The sequence below is a fragment of the Stutzerimonas chloritidismutans genome (genome assembly GCF_051486945.1).
GTDB lineage: Bacteria > Pseudomonadota > Gammaproteobacteria > Pseudomonadales > Pseudomonadaceae > Stutzerimonas > Stutzerimonas chloritidismutans_B.
On the sequence record NZ_JAHVDX010000002.1, the window covers coordinates 620,204 to 641,537 of the forward strand.

The window sequence follows — 21,334 nt, forward strand, 5'->3', positions numbered from 1 at the left end:
ACGGAGAGCCAATGGCCCTGCCCCGCATCACCTCACCGCATACCACAGGCAGCAACCGCACCCAGCGGGTCATGTTGCTGGTGCTGGCCGCTACGCTACCGGGCGTCGTCGCGCTGACGTGGATCTACGGTGCCGGCACGCTGATCAACCTGCTCTGGGCCGGCGCAGCCGCCTTGGCCTGTGAAGCTGGCGTCCTCAAGCTGCGCCAGCGGCCAGTCGGTTTCTTCCTGCGTGATGGCAGCGCACTGGTTACGGCCGTGCTCCTCGCGCTGGCCCTCCCGCCCTATTCGCCCTGGTGGCTGACGCTGATCGCCACCGCCTCGGCCATCCTGATGGGCAAGCAACTCTACGGCGGGCTCGGGCAGAACCCGTTCAACCCGGCCATGATCGGCTACGTCGTGGTGCTGGTGTCCTTCCCGGTGGAGATGACGACCTGGCCCATTCCGCACGCTGTCGGGCTGGGTGCCGGCCTGCAACATATCCTTGGCATTGCCTCGCTCCCCGATGGCTGGACGCAGGCCACGGCGCTCGACACGCTCAAGATCAACAACAGCCTGACCATTGATGAGCTCTGGGCCAACCCGGCGTTCGGCCATTTTGGTGGCATCGGCTCGGAAGTGGTCAATCTCGCGTTTCTCGCCGGCGGGCTTTTCCTGCTGCATAAGCGCCTATTCACCTGGCATGCCCCGGTCGGCATGCTTGCCGCGCTGGCATTGATGAGCCTGGTGTTCTGGAACGGCTCGGGCTCGGACAGCCATGGTTCACCCCTCTTTCACCTGCTCAGCGGCGCCACCATGTTCGGCGCCTTCTTCATCGTTACCGATCCGGTCAGTGGCGCCACCAGCCCTCGCGGCCGGCTGATCTTCGGTGCCAGTGTCGGCATTCTGGTCTACGTCATCCGTGCGTGGGGCGGTTATCCCGACGGCGTGGCCTTCGCCGTGCTGCTGATGAACCTGTCCGCACCGACCATCGACTACTACACCCGCCCGCGCACCTACGGCCATCGAAAGGCCGAGCGCGGCTTCAAGCTGGGCGAATGACATGATCCTTCCGGAAATCAGCCGCTCGATGTTCAAGAACAGCCTGGTGCTCGGCCTGTTCGCCATCGTCACTGTCGGCAGCGTTACCTTGCTGCAGCAATTCACCGCCGAGCGCATCCAGGCGTCCGAACGTACGGCGCAACTGCGCGCGCTCAACGAGGTATTGCCGCCCGCAAGCTACGACAGCCCGCTGCTGGACCACACCATCAATGTGCACGACCCACTGCTGGGCACCCGCCAACCGCTGCCAGCCTATATCGCTATGAAGGATGGCCAGCCGAGCGCCGTGATCCTCCAGGCCATCGCGCCGGACGGCTACAGCGGCGCCATCCAGTTGCTGGTGGGGATTCGCGCCGATGGGCGTATCACGGGTGTACGTGTTCTTTCACACCGGGAAACCCCAGGGCTGGGCGACAAGATCGAGCTGGCCAAGAGCAGCTGGATTCGCAGCTTCGAGAATCGCTCGTTGAACGATCCGGACGAAGCGGGTTGGGCAGTCAAGAAGGACCGGGGCGCTTTCGACCAGTTCGCCGGCGCCACCATCACCCCGCGCGCGGTGGTCGGCGCCGTGCATCGCGCGCTGCAGTATTTCGAAGCCAACAAGCAGGCCCTGCTCCACGCACCGACTCGCCCCATCTCGGCAGATGAAGCGCTTCGGGATGAGGCCCAGCCCGCCGAAGTCACCACCCACAGCCACGCCGGAGAGGCGGCCACACGGAGCGACGGCTTGCCTGGTATGCCGCGCGCTGAAGGAGACGCCACCCAATGAGCAGCCCAAGTTTCCGCGAGTTGAGCGTCAACGGCCTCTGGAAGAACAACCCAGCGCTGGTTCAGTTGCTCGGGCTATGCCCGCTGCTCGGCGTCAGCAACTCGGCCGTTAATGCCCTTGGCCTAGGGCTGGCGACGGCCATGGTGCTGCTCTGCTCGAATGTCGCTGTCTCGCTGGTTCGGGGCGTGGTAAATACCGCCGTGCGTTTGCCGGCGTTCGTCATGATCATCGCCGCGCTCACCACCTGCATCGAACTGCTGATGCAGGCCTATACCTACGAGCTTTACCAGATCCTCGGGATCTTCATCCCGCTGATCACCACGAACTGCGTGATTCTTGGCCGCGCCGATGGCTTCGCCGCCAAGCACAACCCGCTCGTTGCCGGCTTCGATGGCTTGATGATGGGCCTGGGCTTCGCCCTCGTCCTGCTGATCCTGGGCGGCGCTCGCGAGCTGATTGGCACCGGCGCGCTGTTCGCCAATATGCAGTTGCTATTCGGTTCGGTTGCAGCCGACTGGCAGGTTACGCTGGTCAGCGATTACAAGGGTTTCCTGCTGGCCATCCTGCCGCCGGGCGCTTTTATCGTGCTCGGCCTGCTGATCGCCCTGAAAAACCGCATCGACGAACACCTCGCCGAGCGGGCCAAGGCCAACCGGCCGGAAGCGCCGGCGCAGAGTCGCCGTGTGCGGGTCACCGGAGTGATCGAGTGACGCCGCTCAGCCACGCACGTCACCGCCGCGCCCTTCATCTGGAGCAACGTCGATGAACGCCGAGAAACGCCGGGAGATCTTCCGCCGCTTTCACGAAGACAACCCTGAGCCCAAGACGGAGCTGGCCTACAGCACGCCCTTCGAACTGCTGATCGCCGTCATCCTCTCCGCCCAGGCGACTGACGTCGGAGTCAACAAAGCGACTGCCAAGCTCTACCCCGTCGCCAATACGCCCGAAGCCATTTACGCGCTCGGCTACGACGGGCTGTGCAGCTACATCAAGACCATTGGCCTGTACCCCAGCAAGGCGAAGAACGTGCTGGAGACCTGCCGCATCCTGGTCGAGCGTCACGGCAGCCAGGTCCCGGACAACCGCGAGGCGCTCGAAGCGTTGCCCGGCGTCGGTCGCAAGACTGCCAATGTCGTGCTCAATACGGCGTTCCGCCAATTCACCATGGCTGTCGACACCCATATCTTTCGGGTCGCCAACCGCACCAACATCGCGCCAGGCAAGAACGTGCTGGACGTCGAGCGCAAGTTGGTCAAGTTCGTGCCGAAGGAGTATCTGCTCGACGCTCACCACTGGCTGATCCTGCACGGGCGGTACGTCTGCAAGGCCCGCAAACCGCAGTGTGGAAGCTGCCGGATCGAGGACCTGTGCGAATACAAGCACAAGACCTCCGATGATTGACTTGCCACTGGAGATCGCTATCGCACGATTGAAAAAATCTTTTTTACGGCCCGAATTTTTGCCGCTATAAGGTGCGCCATTAGCGCGCCTTTGCCGTGGAGAACAGACAAGTGTCCGAAAAAGAAGATATTCAAATTGAAGATGACTTCGTCAGCGATGACGAAGACGATGCTGCAGAGGCTCCCGTGGAAGTCGCCAAGACTAACCTGACCAAACGTCGCATCATCGACAACCTGCTCGAAGAGCGCAGGCTACAGAAGCAGCTCAACGATTTCGACTTCGATATCTGATTCTGCCGTCAGGTACCGATACGAAAAGCCCCGGTTGATCCGGGGCTTTTTTCTTCTGGCGAGTCAGTCGTTGCGTGACGGTGACAACAACTCAACCTTGTAGCCATCCGGATCCTCGATGAACGCTAGGATGCTGCTGCCATGCTTCATCGGGCCCGGCTCACGGGTGATCTTGCCGCCGCGCGAACGAATGTCCTCGCAGGCCTTGTAGACGTCCTCGACTTCCAATGCGATATGGCCGTAGCCGTTGCCCAGGTCGTAGGCGTCCACGCCCCAGTTGTGGGTCAGTTCGAGCACACTGTTATGCGCCTCGTCGCCATAGCCAACAAAGGCGAGGGTGAATTTGCCTTCGGGGTAATCCTTGCGACGCAACAGGGTCATGCCCAGCACCTCGGTGTAAAAGGCGATGGATCGATCCATGTCGCCTACCCGCAGCATGGTATGCAGCAGCCTCATCGGTGGTCTCCTCTTGGCTAAAGACAAACCCCGGCTTGTGACCGGGGCCTGGATGGACCGGCACGGCGCCAGTCCTGAAGCCGCGAGCCCTAAAGCTCGCGCTTCGGCTCAGAACTGCGTCCGGCCCTTGTTCGCGGCGATGCGCATGCGCAATGCGTTGAGCTTGATGAAGCCACCGGCATCTGCCTGGTCGTAGGCACCGGCGTCGTCCTCGAAGGTGGCGATGTTGGCATCGAACAGCGAATCATCGGATTTGCGGCCCGCAACGATGACATTGCCCTTGTAGAGCTTCAGGCGCACCACACCGTTCACGTTGACCTGGGACGCATCGATCATCTGCTGCAGCATGCTGCGCTCCGGGCTCCACCAGTAGCCGTTATAGATCAGGCTGGCGTACTTGGGCATCAGCTCGTCTTTCAGATGGGCCACTTCACGGTCCAGCGTGATCGACTCGATGGCGCGATGTCCCTTGAGCATGATGGTGCCGCCAGGGGTTTCGTAGCAGCCGCGCGACTTCATGCCGACATAGCGGTTCTCGACGATGTCCAGGCGACCGATGCCGTTCTCGCCACCGACCTTGTTCAGGTAGGCCAGCAGCTGGGCTGGCGACATGTCCTTGCCGTCGATGGCGACGATGTCGCCCTTGCGGTACGTCAGCTCGATGTAGGTCGGGGTATCCGGTGCGGCTTCCGGCGACTTGGTCCAGCGCCACATGTCTTCTTCGTGCTCGGTCCAGGTGTCTTCCAGCACGCCACCTTCATAGGAGATGTGCAACAGGTTGGCGTCCATGGAGTAAGGGGACTTCTTCTTGCCATGACGCTCGATTGGGATGGCGTGCTTCTCCGCGTAGTCCATCAGCTTCTCGCGCGAGAGCAGGTCCCACTCGCGCCAGGGTGCGATGACCTTGACGCCCGGCTTGAGTGCATAAGCGCCCAGCTCGAAGCGCACCTGGTCGTTACCTTTGCCCGTGGCGCCATGGGAGATGGCATCGGCGCCGGTCTCGTTGGCAATCTCGATCAGGCGTTTGGCAATCAGCGGGCGGGCGATGGACGTACCCAGCAGGTACTCGCCTTCGTAGATGGTGTTGGCGCGAAACATCGGGAAGACGAAATCGCGAACGAACTCCTCGCGCAGATCGTCGATGTAGATTTCCTTGACGCCCATGGCCTGCGCCTTGGCACGGGCTGGCTCGACTTCCTCGCCCTGGCCGAGGTCAGCGGTGAAGGTCACTACTTCGCAATTATAGGTGTCTTGCAGCCACTTGAGGATCACGGAGGTGTCCAGGCCACCGGAATACGCCAGGACTACCTTCTTTACGTCGGCCATTGCCATCCACTCCCGGGATTGAAGGAAAGCGGCAATTCTACTGGTCGCGACGCCCCTTTTACAGGGGCACGGGCCCGCCGGGCTCAGGTTGCCGGCGTAGCGGCCCCGGCTGCGGCCGACACGGCCGCCGGGCCTCGCTCGAGGCGCAGGGTGACACGTCGGTTTTTGGCGCGATTGGCCTCGCTGCTGTTCGGCACAATCGGATAACGCTCGCCGTGGAAGCGCACGGTGATCTGCTCCTTCGGCACCCCTTGGGCGATCAGGTACGCCTCGACGGCCAATGCGCGCCGCCGCGAAAGGTCACGGTTGGTCAAGCGGTTGCCGCTGTTGTCCGAATGGCCATCGAGCTGGATGACGTTGACGCTCGGATCTGCCTTGAGGAACGCCAGAATGATGTCGAGCTTAGCCTGGCCCAGCGCATCCAGCTCGATATCACCGGCCGGAAAACCAATCTGCGACTGGCGAATCTGGTCGAAGTTGACCGGCAAAAGCTTCGCCGTGCAGGTGCGGAATTCTTCGTAGGCTTTGCTGAAACGGGCCGGCAGCAGGCGCACCTCGAGCGCATCAGCACCCTGCAAGGTGTGATGGCGAATGACCGGGCTGCGCCCGTCGAGCAGGCCCGTCAGCAAGCGCCCGGCCTGCAGCTGCGAGCTGTTGAACGGAATGTCCCCGCCAGCCACCGAAACCACACCGAGATTCAAATCGCTGCGCCCGGGTTGCCAGGGCGCAGCCGCCGCTAGCAGCGTCGCCGATCCGGTGCCGAACCAGCGATCGGTCGATTGCAGGCGAAAGGTTGGCTGTTCACCCGCGCGGCGCACGAACTCGCCTTTGCCGAAACCGGCAATGGCTTGGCTTAGCCGGCACTCGAATTGATCACCCTCGACCTGCCACTGCACATGCTCCAGACGAGTCTGGAAGGTGATGGCATTGGCCGATGGGGCCAGCAGGCAAGCCAAAAAAAGAGGGCGCAGGCGCACGAGAGGCTCCACGGTGGACAAAACGTTCAAGGGAGGTATCGGTGCCGGCCGCGGAAACTTGAACCTAGCGAGCACCGCGATAGAGCACGCCGACCGCCCCATGCCATGGGCCAAGCCCCCGCCGCGGCGATTTTTTTTTGCGATTCCGGTAGCATTCCCGCACGTTTCAACGCCCTGGAATCCCGCATGTCCGACCGCCTGACCCTCCTGCGCCCCGATGATTGGCACATCCACCTGCGCGACGGCGCAGCGCTGCCGCACACCGTCGCCGACGCCGCACGCCAATTTGCGCGCGCCATCATCATGCCGAACCTGGTCCCGCCGGTTCGCAATGCCACCGAAGCACAGGGCTATCGTCAGCGCATCCTGGCCGCGCGGCCAACCAGCAGCCGGTTCGAGCCGCTCATGGTGCTCTACCTCACCGATACGACCCAACCCGACGATATCCGCGAGGCCAAGGCGAGCGGCCATGTGTTCGCGGCCAAACTTTACCCGGCCGGCGCAACGACCAACTCGGCCTCCGGGGTGACGCGCATCGACAACATTTTTGCAGTACTCGAGGTCATGGCCGAGGTTGGCCTGCCGTTGTTGGTACATGGCGAAGTGACGCGCTCGGAGATTGACATTTTCGACCGCGAGAAGTGCTTCATCGACGAACAGCTGAGCCGCGTCACCGAACGCTTCCCGACGTTGAAAGTGGTGTTCGAACATATCACCACGCGTGACGCCGTCCAGTTCGTTCAGGCTGCTGCGAGCAACGTTGCCGCGACCATCACCGCGCACCATTTGCTGTACAACCGCAACCACATGCTAGTGGGCGGAATCCGCCCGCATTTTTTCTGCCTGCCGATCCTCAAGCGCAACACCCACCAAGAGGCGCTGCTGGACGCTGCCACCAGTGGTAGCCCGAAGTTTTTCCTCGGTACCGATTCGGCACCCCATGCCAAGCATGCCAAGGAAAACGCCTGCGGCTGCGCCGGTTGTTACACCGCCTTCGCTGCCATCGAACTCTACGCCGAAGCCTTTGAGCAACGTGGTGCCCTGAATCGCCTCGAGGCCTTTGCCAGTCACTACGGGCCAGACTTCTATGGCCTGCCACACAACACCGACACCATCACTCTGGTACGTGAACCCTGGAGCGTGCCAGCCAGCCTGCCCTTCGGTGACCATGACCTAGTCCCGCTGCGTGCCGGCGAAACCCTGCAGTGGCGGCTGGAGCAAAGCCAATGAGTGACGATCAGTTCGACGACGATCTGGAGCCCACCGCCTCCGGCAAACCTCGCTCGCCAATGGCGAATCGCTTTCGAGGCTTTCTGCCCGTCGTGGTCGACGTTGAGTGCGGCGGCTTCAACTGCGCGACGGACGCGCTCCTGGAAATCGCCGCAGTCACCATCGGCATGGACGAGCAAGGCCTGCTCTATCCGCAGGACACGCTGTTCTTTCGCGTCGAGCCCTTCGCTGGCGCCAACATCGAACCGGCCGCACTGGAGTTCACCGGCATCAAGCTGGATCACCCACTGCGCATGGCCGTCCCCGAATCGCAAGCGATGAATGAGATCATTCGTAGCGTGCGCAAGGCGGTGAAATCAGCCGGCTGCAAGCGTGCCATCCTTGTCGGGCATAACAGCAGCTTCGATCTCGGCTTCCTCAACGCGGCCATCGCCCGCTGTGACATCAAGCGCAACCCCTTCCACCCGTTTTCGAGCTTCGACACCGCAACGTTGGCCGGCCTCGCCTATGGCCAGACCGTGCTTGCGAAAGCCTGCCAGGCTGCCGGTATCGATTTCGACGGACGCGAAGCCCACTCAGCCCGATACGACACAGAGAAGACTGCCGAACTCTTCTGCGGAATCGTCAACCGCTGGAAGGAAATGGGTGGCTGGGAAGAATTCGACGAGTAGTGGTGTCGCCCGTAAATGAAAAGGCCAGTCAGATGACTGGCCTTTTTCATGTCTACCGTTCGCTTACAGCGGCTTGCCGCGATTGCCGTGCTCGCCGACGAACACCTGCATGGCCTTCAGGTCGTTCTTCAATACCGTGCAACGCTCTGGGCGCTCGAACAGGTCGGACAAATGTGCCGGCAGTTCCAGCGCCTTGCCGACGCCAGCCTTCTCGACCGCGTCTGGAAACTTTACCGGATGCGCCGTAGCCAGCGTGACCATCGGCGTGGACAGGCTTCGACGGCACTCGCGGGCAGCATGAACGCCGATGGCTGTGTGCGGGTCCAGCAGCTCGCCGGTGGACTTGAACACCTCGGCGATGGTCCGACAGGTTTGTGCATCGTCCACCGCCAGGGAGTCGAATAGTTTGCGCGCCTCGGTCCACCGCTCCTCTTCGACCGACAGCTTGCCACTGGCCTTGAACGCACTCATCAGCTCGGCCACGGCGGCGCCGTTGCGGCCATGCAGATCGAATAGCAGACGCTCGAAGTTGGACGACACCATGATGTCCATCGAGGGCGACAGCGACGCGTGCAGTGTGTCCTTGTCGTAACGATTGCCACTCATGAAGCGGTGCAGGATGTCATTGCGGTTGGTCGCCACAACGAGCTGGCTGATCGGCAAGCCCATGTTTCGCGCCAGGTAACCAGCGAAAATATCGCCGAAGTTGCCGGTGGGTACGGAGAACGCCACCGAGCGCGACGGCCCGCCCAGCTGCAGCGCAGCATGGAAGTAGTAGACGATCTGAGCCATGATCCGCGCCCAGTTGATCGAGTTCACCGCCACCAGACGTGTGCCCTTCAGGAAGCCCTGATCGGCGAAGCTGTCCTTCACCATCTCCTGGCAATCGTCGAAGTTGCCTTCGATGGCGATGTTGTGAATGTTGTCACCCAGGATGGTGGTCATCTGGCGACGCTGCACCTCGGAAACGCGGTTATGCGGGTGCAGGATGAAGATGTCGACGTTCTCGCAGCGCCGGCAGCCCTCGATGGCCGCGGAGCCGGTATCACCGGAGGTCGCGCCGATGATGACTACCCGCTCGCCGCGCTTGACCAAGACATGATCGAGCAGCCGCCCAAGCAACTGCAGCGCGAAGTCCTTGAACGCAAGGGTCGGGCCATGGAATAGCTCGAGTACCCATTCGTTGCTGTCGAGCTGACGTAGCGGCGCGACAGCGCTATGGGCGAAGACCCCGTAGGTCTCCTCGAGGATTCGCTTGAAGTCGGCATCCGCGATGCTTCCGGCGACGAAGGGGCGCATGACGCGGAAGGCCAGCTCGTGGTACGGCAGCCCGGCCCAGGAAGCGATTTCCTCGACGGTGAACCGCGGCAGATTCTCCGGCACATAGAGGCCGCCGTCACTGGCCAGACCGGCCAATAGCACGTCTTCGAAATTCAGGGCCGGTGCCTGGCCGCGGGTACTGATGTAGCGCATGGAAAGAGCCTCAAAAGCCGATAGAAGTACCGAACGCCGAAGGCCAAACGAGCATGTCGTTCAGCCATCGAGCGCCAGCCTCAAGCGAGTTGTTCGACGCGAATACGGACGACCTTACCGACCACATCCTCAAGCGATTCGAGCGCGGCGATGGCGTCGTCGATGCGCTGCTCGACCACCCGATGAGTCACGAGAATGACCGGCACCAGGCCGTCGTGCTCTTCGACTTCCTTCTGCATGATCGACTCGATATTGATGCCGCGCTCCGACAGGATGGTCGCGACCTGCGCCAGCACGCCGGGGTGATCCTTGGCCTGGATGCGAAGGTAATAGGCGCTTTCGCAGGCGCCGATCGGCAAGATCGGATGGGCGGAGAGCGAATCGGGCTGGAACGCCAGGTGCGGTACTCGGTTGTTCGGGTCAGTAGTCAGTGCGCGGGCAACATCCACCAGGTCGGCTACCACGGCGGAAGCGGTCGGCTCCATGCCGGCGCCAGCACCGTAGTAAAGGGTGGAGCCAACGGCGTCGCCATTGACCATGACGGCGTTCATTACGCCGTTGACGTTGGCGATGAGACGGTCAGCGGGAATGAGCGTCGGATGAACGCGCAACTCGATCCCGGCGTCGGTGCTGCGCGCAACACCCAAATGTTTGATGCGGTAGCCCAGCGCCTCGGCATAGTTGACGTCCGCAGTGGTCAGGCGTGAAATGCCTTCGGTATAGGCCTTGTCGAACTGCAGCGGGATGCCGAAGGCGATGGACGCGAGGATGGTGAGTTTGTGCGCGGCATCGATGCCCTCTACGTCGAAGGTCGGATCGGCCTCGGCGTAGCCCAGCGCCTGGGCTTCCGCCAGGACGTCCTCGAAGGTGCGGCCCTTCTCACGCATTTCGGTGAGAATGAAATTACCGGTGCCGTTGATGATGCCAGCCAGCCAGTTGATTTGGTTGCCCGCCAGCCCCTCGCGGATGGCCTTGATGACCGGAATGCCGCCGGCGACCGAGGCTTCGAACGCAACGATCACACCTTTTTCACGCGCTTTGGCGAAAATCTCGTTGCCATGCACAGCGATGAGCGCCTTGTTCGCCGTCACGACGTGCTTACCGTTGTCGATGGCCTGAAGCACCAGGTCGCGAGCCAGCGTGTAGCCCCCGATCAGCTCGACGACGATATCGATCTCGGGGTTGCGGGCAACGTCGAGAACGTCAGCAGTAATGGGGATATCACCGGTGTCGCACTTGGGGTTGATGCTGCGAGCGGCAATCTGCGCGACCTCGATCCCACGACCAGCGCGGCGGGCAATTTCTGCAGCGTTGCGCTTGAGCACGTTGAAAGTGCCGCCACCGACGGTTCCCAACCCACAGATGCCAACTTTCACCGGTTTCAAGCTGCACTCCCTCTTCCAGCGAACGACCGGACACAGCGGCCGAACAAAAGAGTCGCACATTACGAAGCGCATGGGATTTAGTCAAATCCAGTCAGGAGCGCGCTGACCATCTCCTCAGATCGCCTATTGCCGCAACCCGAGCCGCTGATGCCACTGCGCAAGCGATTCATCCGGATAACCGTCGAAGCAACGATCATCTGGCCCGACCTGAGGCGTTACCCAAGACGCCTTGGAACCGAGCATGAGGTGGGTAGATTCAGGCGGCTCCGGCAGATCGGTATCGATTGCAGATGCATGGGGATGGACCAGTTCAGGCCAGTTTGGATCCCATAGCCAGAGCGCGCTGCCGCACTGTTTGCAGAAGTGGCGCTGGCCGTCGCTGAGCTGCATCTTGCCCGCGTCGTCGGTGATCTTGGCCCGGTAGATACCGAGCTGGTCGCGACCCTCGACCTGCAGGGTGCGCGCATCACCGCCCAGGTTGATCGCATACCCACCACCGCCGGCCGTTTTGCGACAGATCGAGCAGTAGCAGCGCATGAATGGATAGGGCTCGGCCGATTCGAGGGAAAAACGCACGGCCTTGCAATGACAGGATCCTTCGAGCTTCATGATCGCCTCCGCTGTCTAGTTCACTGCTTTGAACACAGCGAACGCGACAGTTCCCGCCGGGACGGAGGCGTCACTATCGATGGTCAGGCGGAATCACTTCGCCTTGAGCGCTAACTCCGCCAACTGCGGTGCGGGCTGGTAGCCGGGGATCATCTGGCCATCGGCCAGGATAATGGCTGGCGTGCCTTGAACGCCGATCAGCTGGCCCAGCTCATACTGCTCGGCCACCGGGCTGTTGCAGGACGCGGCCGGCACCTCCTCGCGCGCCTTGGCCTTGTTCATAGCTGCCTGGCGATCCTTCGCGCACCAGACGCTAGTCAGCGTGTTGGCGCCATGGCTGCCCATGCCCTGGCGTGGGAACGCCATGTAACGCACCTCTACGCCCAACCGGTTTAGCTCCGCCACTTCGCTGTGCAGCTTCTGGCAGTAGCCGCAATCGGTATCGGTAAATACCGTGACATGCGTCTTCGGGTGTTCGGGGGCAAACACCACCATCTCGCTTGTCGGTACGGCATCGATGGCTTTCGCGACCGACCGGCTCTGCGCCTGCTCGGTCAGATTGGTCGCCTGACCGTCCTTGAATTGATACATGTAGCCTTGAATCAGAAACTGACCATCAGCACTGGCGTACAGCTGACGGCCTCCTTTGAGCTGAACCTGATAAACGCCGGGCATCGGGCTTTCAGCGATCGCCTCGACAGGCATGCCGGGCTGAATAGCGTTCAGCGAGTCACGAATCGCCTGTTCCGCATCAGCGGCGAGCACTATGGAACTGGCCAGCCCGAAGCTCAGGGCGGCAAAAAGACGAGTCACGCGCATGGGATCTCCTGGCGACATCGATCAAGCGGAAAGGATGCAGCCTACCACAGGGGCCTCGATCAGACGCAGCGCACCCGCGGCGTATAAGATCCGGACGACACCTAGCCGCGCGGGTGATGTTGCGCATGTAGGGCTTGCAGGCGTGCACGCGCGACATGGGTGTAAATCTGCGTTGTCGACAGGTCGCTATGACCTAGCAGCATCTGCACAGTACGAAGGTCGGCGCCGTGGTTGAGCAGGTGCGTGGCGAATGCATGCCGCAGGTTATGCGGTGAAATCGAAGCGTTGATGCCTGCCGCTTTCGCATGCAGCTTGATGCGATACCAGAACGCCTGCCGAGTCATTTGGTCGCCGCGCTGGCTGAGAAACACCACGTCGCCAACCTTCGCCCCCAGCAATTCGCGCCTTGCATCGCGCAGGTAACGCTCCAGCCAATGGTTCGCCTCCTCGCCCAATGGCACCAAGCGCTCCTTGCTGCCCTTGCCGACCGTGCGCAGCACCCCTTGACGCAGGTTGACCTGCTCCAGCGTCAGGCTGATTAGCTCGGTGATGCGCAAGCCGCAGGCATACAGAACCTCCAGCATGGCGCGATCCCGAAGCCCCAGCGGGTCGCGGAGCTCCGGTGCAGCCAATAGCGCCTCGACATCTGCCTCAGACAAGGCCTTTGGAAGCGGAAGCCCAAGTCGCGGCAGCTCGACCTGAAGAGTTGGATCGGTTGCGATCACGCCCTCGCGCAGCAGGAAGCGATAGAAACCGCGCAAGCCGGACAGTAACCGCGCCGTCGAGCGGGCCTTGTAGGCGTGGTGCAGGCGCCAAGCAAGATGATCGAGAATGACGTCGCGTCCTGCATCAGCCAGTCCCACGCCCCGTTCCTCGAGCCAGCCATTGAACAAGGCTAGATCGCTGCGATAAGCCTGACGCGTATTGCCCGACAGGCCCTTTTCTAACCATAGGGCGTCCAGGAAACGGTCGATCAGCGGGTCATCTCGAGTAGGCATGTGCATTCATCGCAGCGGCGGCGCGCCAGTTTTTCACAACACGCTCCAGACGTCAGCCGCCGACACCCAGGCATAAAAAAAGCAGCCCGAAGGCTGCTTTTTCTGAAACCGCTTGATCAGGAAAGCTTTTCCTTGATGCGGGCCGCCTTGCCGGACAGCGCGCGGAGGTAGTACAGCTTAGCCTTGCGTACGTCGCCGCGGCGCTTGACGCTGATGCTGTCGACCATCGGGCTGTAGCTCTGGAAGGTACGCTCGACACCAACACCATTAGAGATCTTGCGGACGGTAAAAGCGCTGTTCAGACCGCGGTTACGCTTGCCGATCACGACGCCTTCGAAGGCCTGGAGGCGCTGACGATCGCCTTCCTTGACCTTGACCTGAACCACAACGGTGTCGCCTGGGGCGAACGGTGGCAATTCTTTGGTCATCTGCTCAGCTTCGAGCGCCTGAATAATCTTGTTGGTCATGCTGTGCTCCTGAGGCAAACCTATTAGGCTGCCATCGATACGTTAACTATCGTTCCGCTGGCGAATATATTCCGCCAACAGCTTTTGTTCTTCTCCAGAAAGCGAGCGGCCATCCAGAAGATCAGCGCGCCGTTCCCAAGTCCTGCCAAGGGACTGTTGCAAACGCCAGCGCCGGATGTGTTCATGATTGCCGCTGAGCAGCACATCAGGAACACGTTTATCCGCATACACCTCCGGTCGGGTGTAGTGCGGGCAGTCGAGCAGGCCGTCGGTAAACGAATCCTCCTCGGCAGAATCAGCATGACCCAGCGCTCCGGGGAGCAAGCGAGTCACTGCATCGATCAGAACCATGGCCGGCAGCTCGCCACCGGACAGCACGTAATCGCCAATCGACCATTCTTCGTCGACATGAGCTTCGATGAAACGCTCATCGACGCCCTCGTAGCGCCCGGCGATGAGGATCAAAGCCTCTTCTTTCGCCAGATCACGCACATCAGCTTGTTTCAGCTGACGCCCCTGCGGCGAGAGATAGATCACCTTCGCCTTTTCGCCAGCAGCCTGCCTAGCATCCGCCAAGGCGAGTTCGAGCGGCTTGATCTTCATGACCATGCCGGGCCCGCCCCCAAAGGGACGGTCGTCCACGGTCTGATGCCGGTCCTCGGTATAGGTGCGAGGGTTCCAGCATCGGAGGTGAAGCAAGCCCTGCTTTACTGCACGACTGCTGATGCCATAGTTACAAATAGCCGCGAACATGTCCGGGAACAGACTGATCACGTCGACACGCATAGTCGTCATGTCGCTCAGAAGTCCGCATCCCACTCGACGTGCATTTCACCCGCAGCCAAATCGACCTTCAGCACGCAAGGGTCCGTATAGGGCAACAACCGCTCACGATCATCCAGGCTGTCAGCGAATGGCTTGACCACCAGAACATCGTTGGCACCGGTTTCGAGGAGGTGATCCACGCGACCGAGCACTTGCCCGACCCCATTGATGACCACGAGCCCTTGAAGCTGGTACCAGTAATACTCATCGCCAGCCAGATCGGGTAATTCGCTACGCGAGATGCAAATCTCGAAATCGGCGTAGGTACGCGCAATTTCACGATCTGTCAGCCCGTTCAGCGTGGCTACCAGGATATTGCCCTGGACGCGACCCTTGACCAGCTCGACCTGCTTGATTTCCTCGCCTCGCCTGAGCGTCCAGCGCGGGTAATCGAGTAGGTTATCGATCGGATCAGTGAAGGAATACACCTTCACGTCACCGCGCACGCCATGCACCGATACGATCTTGCCAATGACGAGTAGATCTTCGGCCGGAGCAGACGCTGCGCTCATGAACTTAGGCAGCGGCCTTAGCAGCTTCCTTCAGCAGCTGAGCAACACGCTCAGACGGCTGCGCGCCCTGGCTCAGCCAGTAAGCAGCGCGCTCCTGATTGACAGAGAGCTTCACTTCCGCACCCGAGGCGATCGGATTGAAGAAACCGATACGCTCAACGAAGCGACCATCGCGCGGGTTACGGCTGTTGGTCACGGTCAGGTGGTAGAAAGGGCGCTTCTTGGAGCCGCCACGGGCCAGACGAATAGTTACCATGTGAACATCGTTCCTGTAGTCGGTACAGCAAATCTGAATGCAGGGCCCAAGGCCCGAAAGGCCGCATATTCTAAGGATTATCCGAACTTTTGCAAATGGCTTTTTTGAAACGTGGGTGAGGCCCGCACCAAGCGGGCCAACGCCATGCCCAGGCAGGCGCGAACATCATCAGAACTTGGGCATCCCGCCGCCGGGAAACATGCCACCCATGCCGCGCATCATCTTTGCCATGCCGCCCTTGCCGGTGACCTTTTTCATCATCTTCTGCATCTGCTTATGCTGCTTGATGAGGCGACCGATGTCCTGCACCTGAGTACCCGACCCCACGGCAATGCGCCGCTTGCGCGAGCCACTGATGAGATCGGGATTGCGGCGTTCCGCTGGGGTCATGGAGTTGATGATTGCCTCCATCTGCTTGAACTGTTTTTCCGCAGCCCCCTGAGCATTACCCATCTGAGACAGGTTCATTCCGCCAATGGCTGGCAGCTTATCCATAAGGCCACCCAGACCACCCATATTCTTCATCTGTTGAAGCTGGTCGCGGAAATCCTCGAGGTCGAAGCCCTTGCCTTTCTTCAGCTTTTTGGTGAGTTTCTCAGCCTTCTCACGGTCCAGGGTCTGCTCGGCCTGCTCGATCAGGCTGAGCACATCACCCATGCCGAGGATACGAGACGCGATGCGGTCGGGATGAAAGGGCTCAAGCGCATCGCTTTTTTCACCCATACCGATGAACTTGATGGGTTTGCCGGTGACATGCCGCACAGACAGCGCCGCGCCGCCACGTGCGTCACCATCGACCTTTGTCAGGACCACCCCAGTCAGCGGCAACGCCTCGCCAAAGGCCCGCGCCGTGTTGGCCGCATCCTGACCAGTCATCGCATCGACGACAAACAGTGTCTCGGCCGGCTTGATGGCACCATGCACGGCCTGGATTTCAGCCATCATCTCGGCATCGATGGCAAGGCGACCCGCGGTATCGACCAGCACCACATCGATGAACTTGAGCTTGGCTTCGCGGATCGCCGCCTGAGCAATCTCAACGGGCTTCTGGCTGGTATCCGATGGAAAGAAGATCACACCGACTTCACCCGCCAGGGTTTCCAGCTGCTTGATCGCTGCCGGCCGGTAGACGTCTGCCGACACCACCAATACCGACTTCTTCTTCCGCTCTTTCAGGAAGCGGGCCAGCTTGCCTACCGTCGTGGTCTTGCCCGCACCTTGCAGGCCCGCCATCAGCACCACGGCCGGCGGTGTCACGTTCAGCGCAAGGTCTTCGTTGGCCGCACCCATCAACTCCTCGAGTTCGGCACGCACGATCTTCACGAACGCCTGGCCCGGCGTCAGGCTCTTGGATACTTCGGTACCAACCGCACGGTCCTTGACCCGAGCGACGAAATCCTTGACCACCGGCAGCGCAACGTCGGCCTCCAGCAGCGCCATGCGAACTTCGCGCAGAGTGTCCTTGATATTCTCTTCGGTCAGCTTGGCCTTGCCGGTGACATGGCGAAGCGTCTGCGAGAGGCGATCGGTTAGATTTTCGAACATGAGCCGTTCCACGCTTGAGTGTGGTGAAGCCGGCGATTATAGAAGGTGCGCACCCTGCGTCGGTACCCCATCGACTGCCTTTTCATCGCGAACGATCATCACGCAACCGAACACAGCGTCCTGCAAGCGCAAGCCCTTCGATCGCGTTGCCAAAAGTAAAGAACGTAGATATCCACGCGCTTTTGCGGACTTGACGTTTGTGCCACACTCAACGCCTTTCCGAGCTGCTTAGAACACCTATGCATCCTTTGTTACCGAGCCTAGCTGCCGCCTGCCTGTATGCGGGCGTCACGGGATACCAGGGTCTGCGCCTGGTACAGCGCGCCATGCCGGACAAACGCCTCCTGCTGCTCTTGGGCACGCTCGCTCTGGTCGCCCATGGCGTCAGCCTGTTCATACAGCTGTTATCGCCCAGCGGCCTACATCTCGACTTCTTCAACGCGTCCAGCCTGATCGCTGCAGCTGTGATCCTGCTGATCCTGCTGGCGCTCTATCGCATGCCAGTCGAGAACCTTCTGCTGCTGCTTTTCCCGCTGGGTTGCCTGACGGTTCTCTTCGCCCAATTCGCACCGTCCGGCACCGCACCCGCGATCAGCGAGCAGCCCGGCATTCTCGCGCATATCCTGTTTTCGATACTCGCCTACGGAATGCTGACGATTGCCGTATTTCAATCGCTGCTCCTATTGCTGCAGGATCATCATCTCAAGCACAAGCACCCATCGGGGTTGATCAAGAACTTCCCGCCCCTGCAGACAATGGAGAGTCTGTTGTTCGGCTTTCTTTTGGCCGGCTGGCTGCTGCTCTCGGCTTCGCTAATTTCCGGCTGGATCTTTCTGGACAACCTGTTCGCCCAACACTTGGTGCACAAAACCCTGCTGTCCGTCGTCGCCTGGGTCGTCTTCGGCCTGTTGCTTTGGGGCCGCCATCAGCTTGGATGGCGCGGTTACAAGGCTATCCGCTGGACGCTGGCGGGCTTTTGCCTCCTGATGCTGGCGTACTTCGGCAGCAAGCTCGTCCGCGAATTCATCCTGCACATTTAAGGCAGCCACGTGGAACATCTACACCCTGGCTTTCTAGTCGGCTTGCTGGTTTTCCTGCTCCTTTGCTCGGCCTTCTTCTCCAGCTCGGAGACAGGGATGCTCAGCCTCAACCGCTACCGCCTCCGCCACCAGGCCAAGGAGGGGCATCGCGGGGCAAAACGGGCCAGTACCCTGCTGGCCCGGCCCGACCGGCTGCTCGGCACCATTCTGGTCGGCAATAACTTCGTCAACATTCTCGCCTCGTCAATTGCCACGGTGCTGGCAATCAAGCTCTGGGGCGAGGCTGGCATCGCCATCGCCACGATTGGCCTGACCATCATCCTGCTCATCTTTGGCGAAATCACACCTAAGACGCTTGCCGCGCTACGCCCTGAAGTGGTCGCCTACCCCGTCAGCCTACCGTTACTGCTGCTACAGAAGGTGCTGTATCCGCTGGTCGCCCTCCTGAGTGGAATCAGCAACGGCTTGCTGCGGCTACTCGGCGTTGACCTGAACAACAAGGGCGACGAAAGCCTGTCGACCGAAGAGCTCCGCAGCGTTGTCCGCGAGTCGGGCAGCGACATGTCAATGAACCGCCAGAGCATGCTGCTAAGCATCCTCGACCTAGAAAAGGTCACGGTGGACGACATCATGATTCCTCGCAACGAAGTGGCCGGCATCGACATAGAGGACGACTTCGAATCCATCGTTACCCAGCTGCGCACCACGCCCCACACTCGTCTGCCGGTCTTTCGAAAGGACATCAACCAGATCGAAGGCATCGTCCACATGCGGCAGATCGCACGACTGCTCAGCCATGACCAACTGACGCGAGAAAGCCTGCTGGAAGCCTGCAACGAGCCCTACTTCGTGCCGGAAAACACGCCGCTTTCGATCCAGCTGCTCAACTTTCAGAAGCAAAAGCGCCGCATCGGTATCGTTGTCGACGAATATGGTGATGTGCTCGGCATCGTGACGCTCGAAGACATCCTCGAGGAAATCGTAGGAGAATTCAGTAACCAGGACGCGCTACGCAGCCCCGACGTGCATGCCCAGGACGACGGCACGCTGGTGATCGACGGCGCCGCCTACCTCCGTGAAATCAACCGCGCGCTGGGCTGGGAGCTCCCCTGCGGCGGCCCTAAGACCATCAACGGCCTGATCACCGAAGCCCTCGAGCACATCCCCGACAGCGGCACCTGCGTGCAGGTCGACCGGTACCGCTTCGAGATCCTTCAGGCGGCGGACAATCGCGTAAAGAGTGTACGGGCCTGGTTGATCGACGATGGCGTGCCCAGCCACCACGACGAGCCCTGACCCCTCAAAGCTGGACGTCTACAGCCGAGGCCGCACGCAGCGCTTTGGCACGCGCGGCTTCGATCGATTCGTCGCGAGCCAGCGCGACACCCATACGCCGCTGCCCCCTGACCTCCGGCTTGCCAAACAGCCGCAGCGCAGTGTCGGGTTCAGCCAGCGCTGCCGCCAGGTTCCCAAAGCTGACTTGCGCCGACTCGCCCTCGACCAACACCACAGCCGAAGCGCTCGGACCGAGCTGGCGGATGGCCGGGACGGGCAGGCCCAGAATGGCACGCGCATGCAAGGCGAACTCGGACAGATCTTGCGAAACCAGCGTTACCAGCCCGGTGTCGTGCGGGCGCGGCGAGACCTCACAAAACCACACCTGATCGCCTTTGACGAACAGCTCGACGCCAAAGATGCCGCGACCACCCAGAGCGTCGGTTACGGCCAGCGCGATGCGCTCGGCTTCGGCCATAGCCCTCGCCGACATCGGTTGCGGCTGCCAGGACTCTTGGTAATCGCCTTTTTCCTGACGGTGCCCAACCGGTTGACAAAATGAGGTGCCGCCCGCGTGGCGAACGGTCAGCAGGGTGATTTCGTATTCGAAATCGACAAAGCCCTCGACGATCACCCGGCCCTTGCCGGCTCGACCGCCAGCCTGAGCATAAGCCCAGGCGTGATCGACATCCTGCTCGCTGCGCAGCACGGACTGGCCTTTACCGGAGGAACTCATGACCGGCTTCACCAAACAGGGGAAGCCGAGATCAAGAGCTGCCGCCCGGCATGCTTCGAGCGAATCCGCGAAACGGTACGCAGAGGTGGGAAGCCCCAGTTCCTCGGCCGCCAGCCGACGGATGCCTTCGCGATTCATCGTCAGCTGCGCGGCTCGCGCCGTCGGTATCACGCAGTAACCCTCGGCCTCCAGCTCGACCAGCGTCGCGGTGGCAATCGCCTCGATCTCGGGAACGATGTAGTGCGGCCTTTCCTGCTCGATGACGCCGCGCAATGCCTCGCCGTCGAGCATGTCGATGACGTAATGCCGGTGGGCGACCTGCATGGCTGGCGCATTGGCATAGCGATCTACCGCGATGACCTCCACACCCAGACGCTGAAGCTCAATAACGAGTTCTTTGCCCAGTTCACCTGAGCCGCAGAGCAGCACCCGGGTAGCGCTGGCAGACATCGGAGTGCCAATTCGGAGCATGATTTGCCTCGTTGATCGTTCAGGAAGAAGCCGCGAGAACGCGGCGAGTTAGAGCAGCATGCCGCTGGCGCGGGCACGCTCATGACACCGCAGCAGCACCGCGCGCCGCTCGGCATTGTCCATACCACGCCAGCGGCGAATCTCGTCGACGCTGCGCTGGCAACCGGTGCAGACATCCTCCTCGTCCAGCGCGCAGATACTTACGCAGGGCGAGGAGACGGGTTTCTCTTGCTGGCTCAATCGTTCTGCTCCGCCAGATCACGCGCGTAGCGCTGGGCATTATGGACATAGTGGGCGGCACTGGCCTCGAGCATCTTCTTTTGTTGCTCGGTCAGCTCGCGGACGACCTTGCCGGGAGACCCGACCACCAGCGAGCCATCCGGAATCTCCTTGCCTTCGGCGATCAGCGTGTTGGCGCCGATGATGCAGTGCTTGCCGATCCTCGCCCCGTTGAGAATGACCGCATTGATGCCGACTAGGCTGTAGTCGCCCACGGTGCAACCGTGCAGCATCGCGTTATGGCCGACCGTCACGCCGGTGCCGAGCGTCAACGGATGCCCCATGTCGGTATGCATCACGCTACCGTCCTGCACGTTGCTGTTGGGGCCGATGTGGATCAGTTCGTTGTCTCCGCGCAAGACGGCGCCGAACCAAACGCTGGCGCCAGCCTCCAGACGGATCTTTCCAACTAGCGTGGCGTTGGGCGCTACCCAGCTTTGCGGGTCCGCGTCGACACGGGCGTCTCCCAGGCGGTATTTCATGG

General features: G+C 61.2%; 25 protein-coding genes. 9 read left to right on the forward strand and 16 right to left on the reverse strand.

The features are described from left to right. The first annotated feature begins 11 nt into the window (after window positions 1-11). The 5 genes from KXR72_RS09965 (at window position 12) to KXR72_RS09985 (ending at window position 3,500) form a co-directional block, all read left to right on the forward strand. Window positions 12-1,040, forward strand: a complete 1,029-nt coding sequence (locus KXR72_RS09965) for an RnfABCDGE type electron transport complex subunit D (protein ID WP_437420950.1) — start codon at window positions 12-14, stop codon at window positions 1,038-1,040. A 1-nt stretch (window position 1,041) separates the two neighbouring features. Next, on the forward strand, window positions 1,042-1,809 hold the full coding sequence (rsxG, locus tag KXR72_RS09970; RefSeq protein WP_437420951.1) for an electron transport complex subunit RsxG: 768 nt from the start codon (window positions 1,042-1,044) through the stop codon (window positions 1,807-1,809). Beyond that, a complete protein-coding gene (locus tag KXR72_RS09975; protein WP_437420952.1) occupies window positions 1,806-2,519 on the forward strand; it encodes an electron transport complex subunit E in 714 nt (237 codons plus the stop codon). The genes rsxG and KXR72_RS09975 overlap by 4 nt, the downstream gene beginning before the upstream one ends. Window positions 2,520-2,571: 52 nt before the next feature. Next, a complete protein-coding gene (gene nth / locus KXR72_RS09980; RefSeq protein ID WP_437420953.1) occupies window positions 2,572-3,210 on the forward strand; it encodes an endonuclease III in 639 nt (212 codons plus the stop codon). A 110-nt stretch (window positions 3,211-3,320) separates the two neighbouring features. After that, window positions 3,321-3,500: a PA3496 family putative envelope integrity protein gene (locus KXR72_RS09985; RefSeq protein WP_437420954.1), complete on the forward strand. Its 180-nt coding sequence runs from the start codon at window positions 3,321-3,323 to the stop codon at window positions 3,498-3,500. A gap of 63 nt (window positions 3,501-3,563) precedes the next feature. Here KXR72_RS09985 and gloA read toward each other — a convergent pair whose 3' ends face one another. The 3 genes from gloA to KXR72_RS10000 all read right to left on the reverse strand — a co-directional run bounded on the left by gloA (window position 3,564) and on the right by KXR72_RS10000 (window position 6,259). After that, complete coding sequence (gene gloA / locus KXR72_RS09990) at window positions 3,564-3,956, reverse strand: lactoylglutathione lyase (RefSeq protein ID WP_437420955.1); 393 nt, start codon at window positions 3,954-3,956, stop codon at window positions 3,564-3,566. Between the two features lie 108 nt (window positions 3,957-4,064). Then, entirely contained in the window at window positions 4,065-5,282 is a 1,218-nt protein-coding gene (locus KXR72_RS09995) for an argininosuccinate synthase (RefSeq protein WP_437420956.1), read from the reverse strand. Between the two features lie 83 nt (window positions 5,283-5,365). Continuing rightward, window positions 5,366-6,259, reverse strand: a complete 894-nt coding sequence (locus KXR72_RS10000) for a flagellar protein MotY (RefSeq protein ID WP_437420957.1) — start codon at window positions 6,257-6,259, stop codon at window positions 5,366-5,368. Window positions 6,260-6,445: 186 nt separating this feature from the next. Between KXR72_RS10000 and pyrC the strand changes: the two genes are divergently transcribed. Beyond that, window positions 6,446-7,489 carry a dihydroorotase gene (gene pyrC, locus KXR72_RS10005; protein ID WP_437420958.1) on the forward strand — a complete coding sequence of 348 codons (1,044 nt, stop codon included), beginning with the start codon at window positions 6,446-6,448 and terminating at the stop codon, window positions 7,487-7,489. Continuing rightward, a complete protein-coding gene (gene rnt / locus KXR72_RS10010; protein ID WP_437420959.1) occupies window positions 7,486-8,160 on the forward strand; it encodes a ribonuclease T in 675 nt (224 codons plus the stop codon). Before pyrC ends, rnt begins: the two co-directional genes overlap by 4 nt. Window positions 8,161-8,223: 63 nt before the next feature. Here rnt and thrC read toward each other — a convergent pair whose 3' ends face one another. From thrC to ffh, 10 genes are all read right to left on the reverse strand, one after another. After that, complete coding sequence (thrC, locus tag KXR72_RS10015; protein ID WP_437420960.1) at window positions 8,224-9,633, reverse strand: threonine synthase; 1,410 nt, start codon at window positions 9,631-9,633, stop codon at window positions 8,224-8,226. Window positions 9,634-9,713: 80 nt separating this feature from the next. Then, window positions 9,714-11,018 carry a homoserine dehydrogenase gene (locus KXR72_RS10020; protein WP_437420961.1) on the reverse strand — a complete coding sequence of 435 codons (1,305 nt, stop codon included), beginning with the start codon at window positions 11,016-11,018 and terminating at the stop codon, window positions 9,714-9,716. Between the two features lie 123 nt (window positions 11,019-11,141). Next, on the reverse strand, window positions 11,142-11,627 hold the full coding sequence (locus KXR72_RS10025; protein ID WP_437420962.1) for a GFA family protein: 486 nt from the start codon (window positions 11,625-11,627) through the stop codon (window positions 11,142-11,144). Between the two features lie 93 nt (window positions 11,628-11,720). Continuing rightward, window positions 11,721-12,446 (reverse strand): thioredoxin fold domain-containing protein, encoded by a 726-nt coding sequence (locus tag KXR72_RS10030; protein WP_437420963.1) that lies wholly within the window; start codon window positions 12,444-12,446, stop codon window positions 11,721-11,723. A gap of 101 nt (window positions 12,447-12,547) precedes the next feature. Further along, window positions 12,548-13,444, reverse strand: a complete 897-nt coding sequence (xerD, locus tag KXR72_RS10035; protein ID WP_437420964.1) for a site-specific tyrosine recombinase XerD — start codon at window positions 13,442-13,444, stop codon at window positions 12,548-12,550. A 116-nt stretch (window positions 13,445-13,560) separates the two neighbouring features. Further along, complete coding sequence (rplS, locus tag KXR72_RS10040) at window positions 13,561-13,911, reverse strand: 50S ribosomal protein L19 (protein ID WP_437420965.1); 351 nt, start codon at window positions 13,909-13,911, stop codon at window positions 13,561-13,563. Window positions 13,912-13,953: 42 nt separating this feature from the next. Next, window positions 13,954-14,706 carry a tRNA (guanosine(37)-N1)-methyltransferase TrmD gene (gene trmD / locus KXR72_RS10045; protein ID WP_437420966.1) on the reverse strand — a complete coding sequence of 251 codons (753 nt, stop codon included), beginning with the start codon at window positions 14,704-14,706 and terminating at the stop codon, window positions 13,954-13,956. Window positions 14,707-14,711: 5 nt separating this feature from the next. Next, window positions 14,712-15,248 carry a ribosome maturation factor RimM gene (gene rimM, locus KXR72_RS10050; protein WP_437420967.1) on the reverse strand — a complete coding sequence of 179 codons (537 nt, stop codon included), beginning with the start codon at window positions 15,246-15,248 and terminating at the stop codon, window positions 14,712-14,714. Between the two features lie 4 nt (window positions 15,249-15,252). Continuing rightward, the gene (gene rpsP / locus KXR72_RS10055; protein WP_256056068.1) at window positions 15,253-15,504 is read right to left on the reverse strand and encodes a 30S ribosomal protein S16; all 252 of its coding nucleotides are present in this window, start codon (window positions 15,502-15,504) and stop codon (window positions 15,253-15,255) included. Between the two features lie 168 nt (window positions 15,505-15,672). Beyond that, on the reverse strand, window positions 15,673-17,049 hold the full coding sequence (gene ffh / locus KXR72_RS10060) for a signal recognition particle protein (protein ID WP_437420968.1): 1,377 nt from the start codon (window positions 17,047-17,049) through the stop codon (window positions 15,673-15,675). 239 nt (window positions 17,050-17,288) lie between these two features. On the opposite strand from ffh, the gene KXR72_RS10065 reads away from it, so the two are divergent. Together KXR72_RS10065 and KXR72_RS10070 are read left to right on the forward strand one after the other, a co-directional pair. Beyond that, window positions 17,289-18,089, forward strand: a complete 801-nt coding sequence (locus KXR72_RS10065) for a cytochrome C assembly family protein (protein WP_437420969.1) — start codon at window positions 17,289-17,291, stop codon at window positions 18,087-18,089. A gap of 9 nt (window positions 18,090-18,098) precedes the next feature. Further along, on the forward strand, window positions 18,099-19,385 hold the full coding sequence (locus KXR72_RS10070) for an HlyC/CorC family transporter (RefSeq protein ID WP_437420970.1): 1,287 nt from the start codon (window positions 18,099-18,101) through the stop codon (window positions 19,383-19,385). A 4-nt stretch (window positions 19,386-19,389) separates the two neighbouring features. On the opposite strand, the gene purT is transcribed toward KXR72_RS10070, so the two are convergent. The 3 genes from purT to KXR72_RS10085 are packed head-to-tail and all read right to left on the reverse strand — an operon-like array spanning window position 19,390 to window position 21,332. Continuing rightward, window positions 19,390-20,571 (reverse strand): formate-dependent phosphoribosylglycinamide formyltransferase, encoded by a 1,182-nt coding sequence (gene purT, locus KXR72_RS10075; protein WP_437420971.1) that lies wholly within the window; start codon window positions 20,569-20,571, stop codon window positions 19,390-19,392. 48 nt (window positions 20,572-20,619) lie between these two features. Next, the gene (locus tag KXR72_RS10080; RefSeq protein ID WP_437420972.1) at window positions 20,620-20,811 is read right to left on the reverse strand and encodes a DUF1289 domain-containing protein; all 192 of its coding nucleotides are present in this window, start codon (window positions 20,809-20,811) and stop codon (window positions 20,620-20,622) included. Next, on the reverse strand, window positions 20,808-21,332 hold the full coding sequence (locus KXR72_RS10085; RefSeq protein ID WP_437421332.1) for a gamma carbonic anhydrase family protein: 525 nt from the start codon (window positions 21,330-21,332) through the stop codon (window positions 20,808-20,810). The genes KXR72_RS10080 and KXR72_RS10085 overlap by 4 nt, the downstream gene beginning before the upstream one ends. Between the last annotated feature and the right edge of the window lie 2 nt (window positions 21,333-21,334).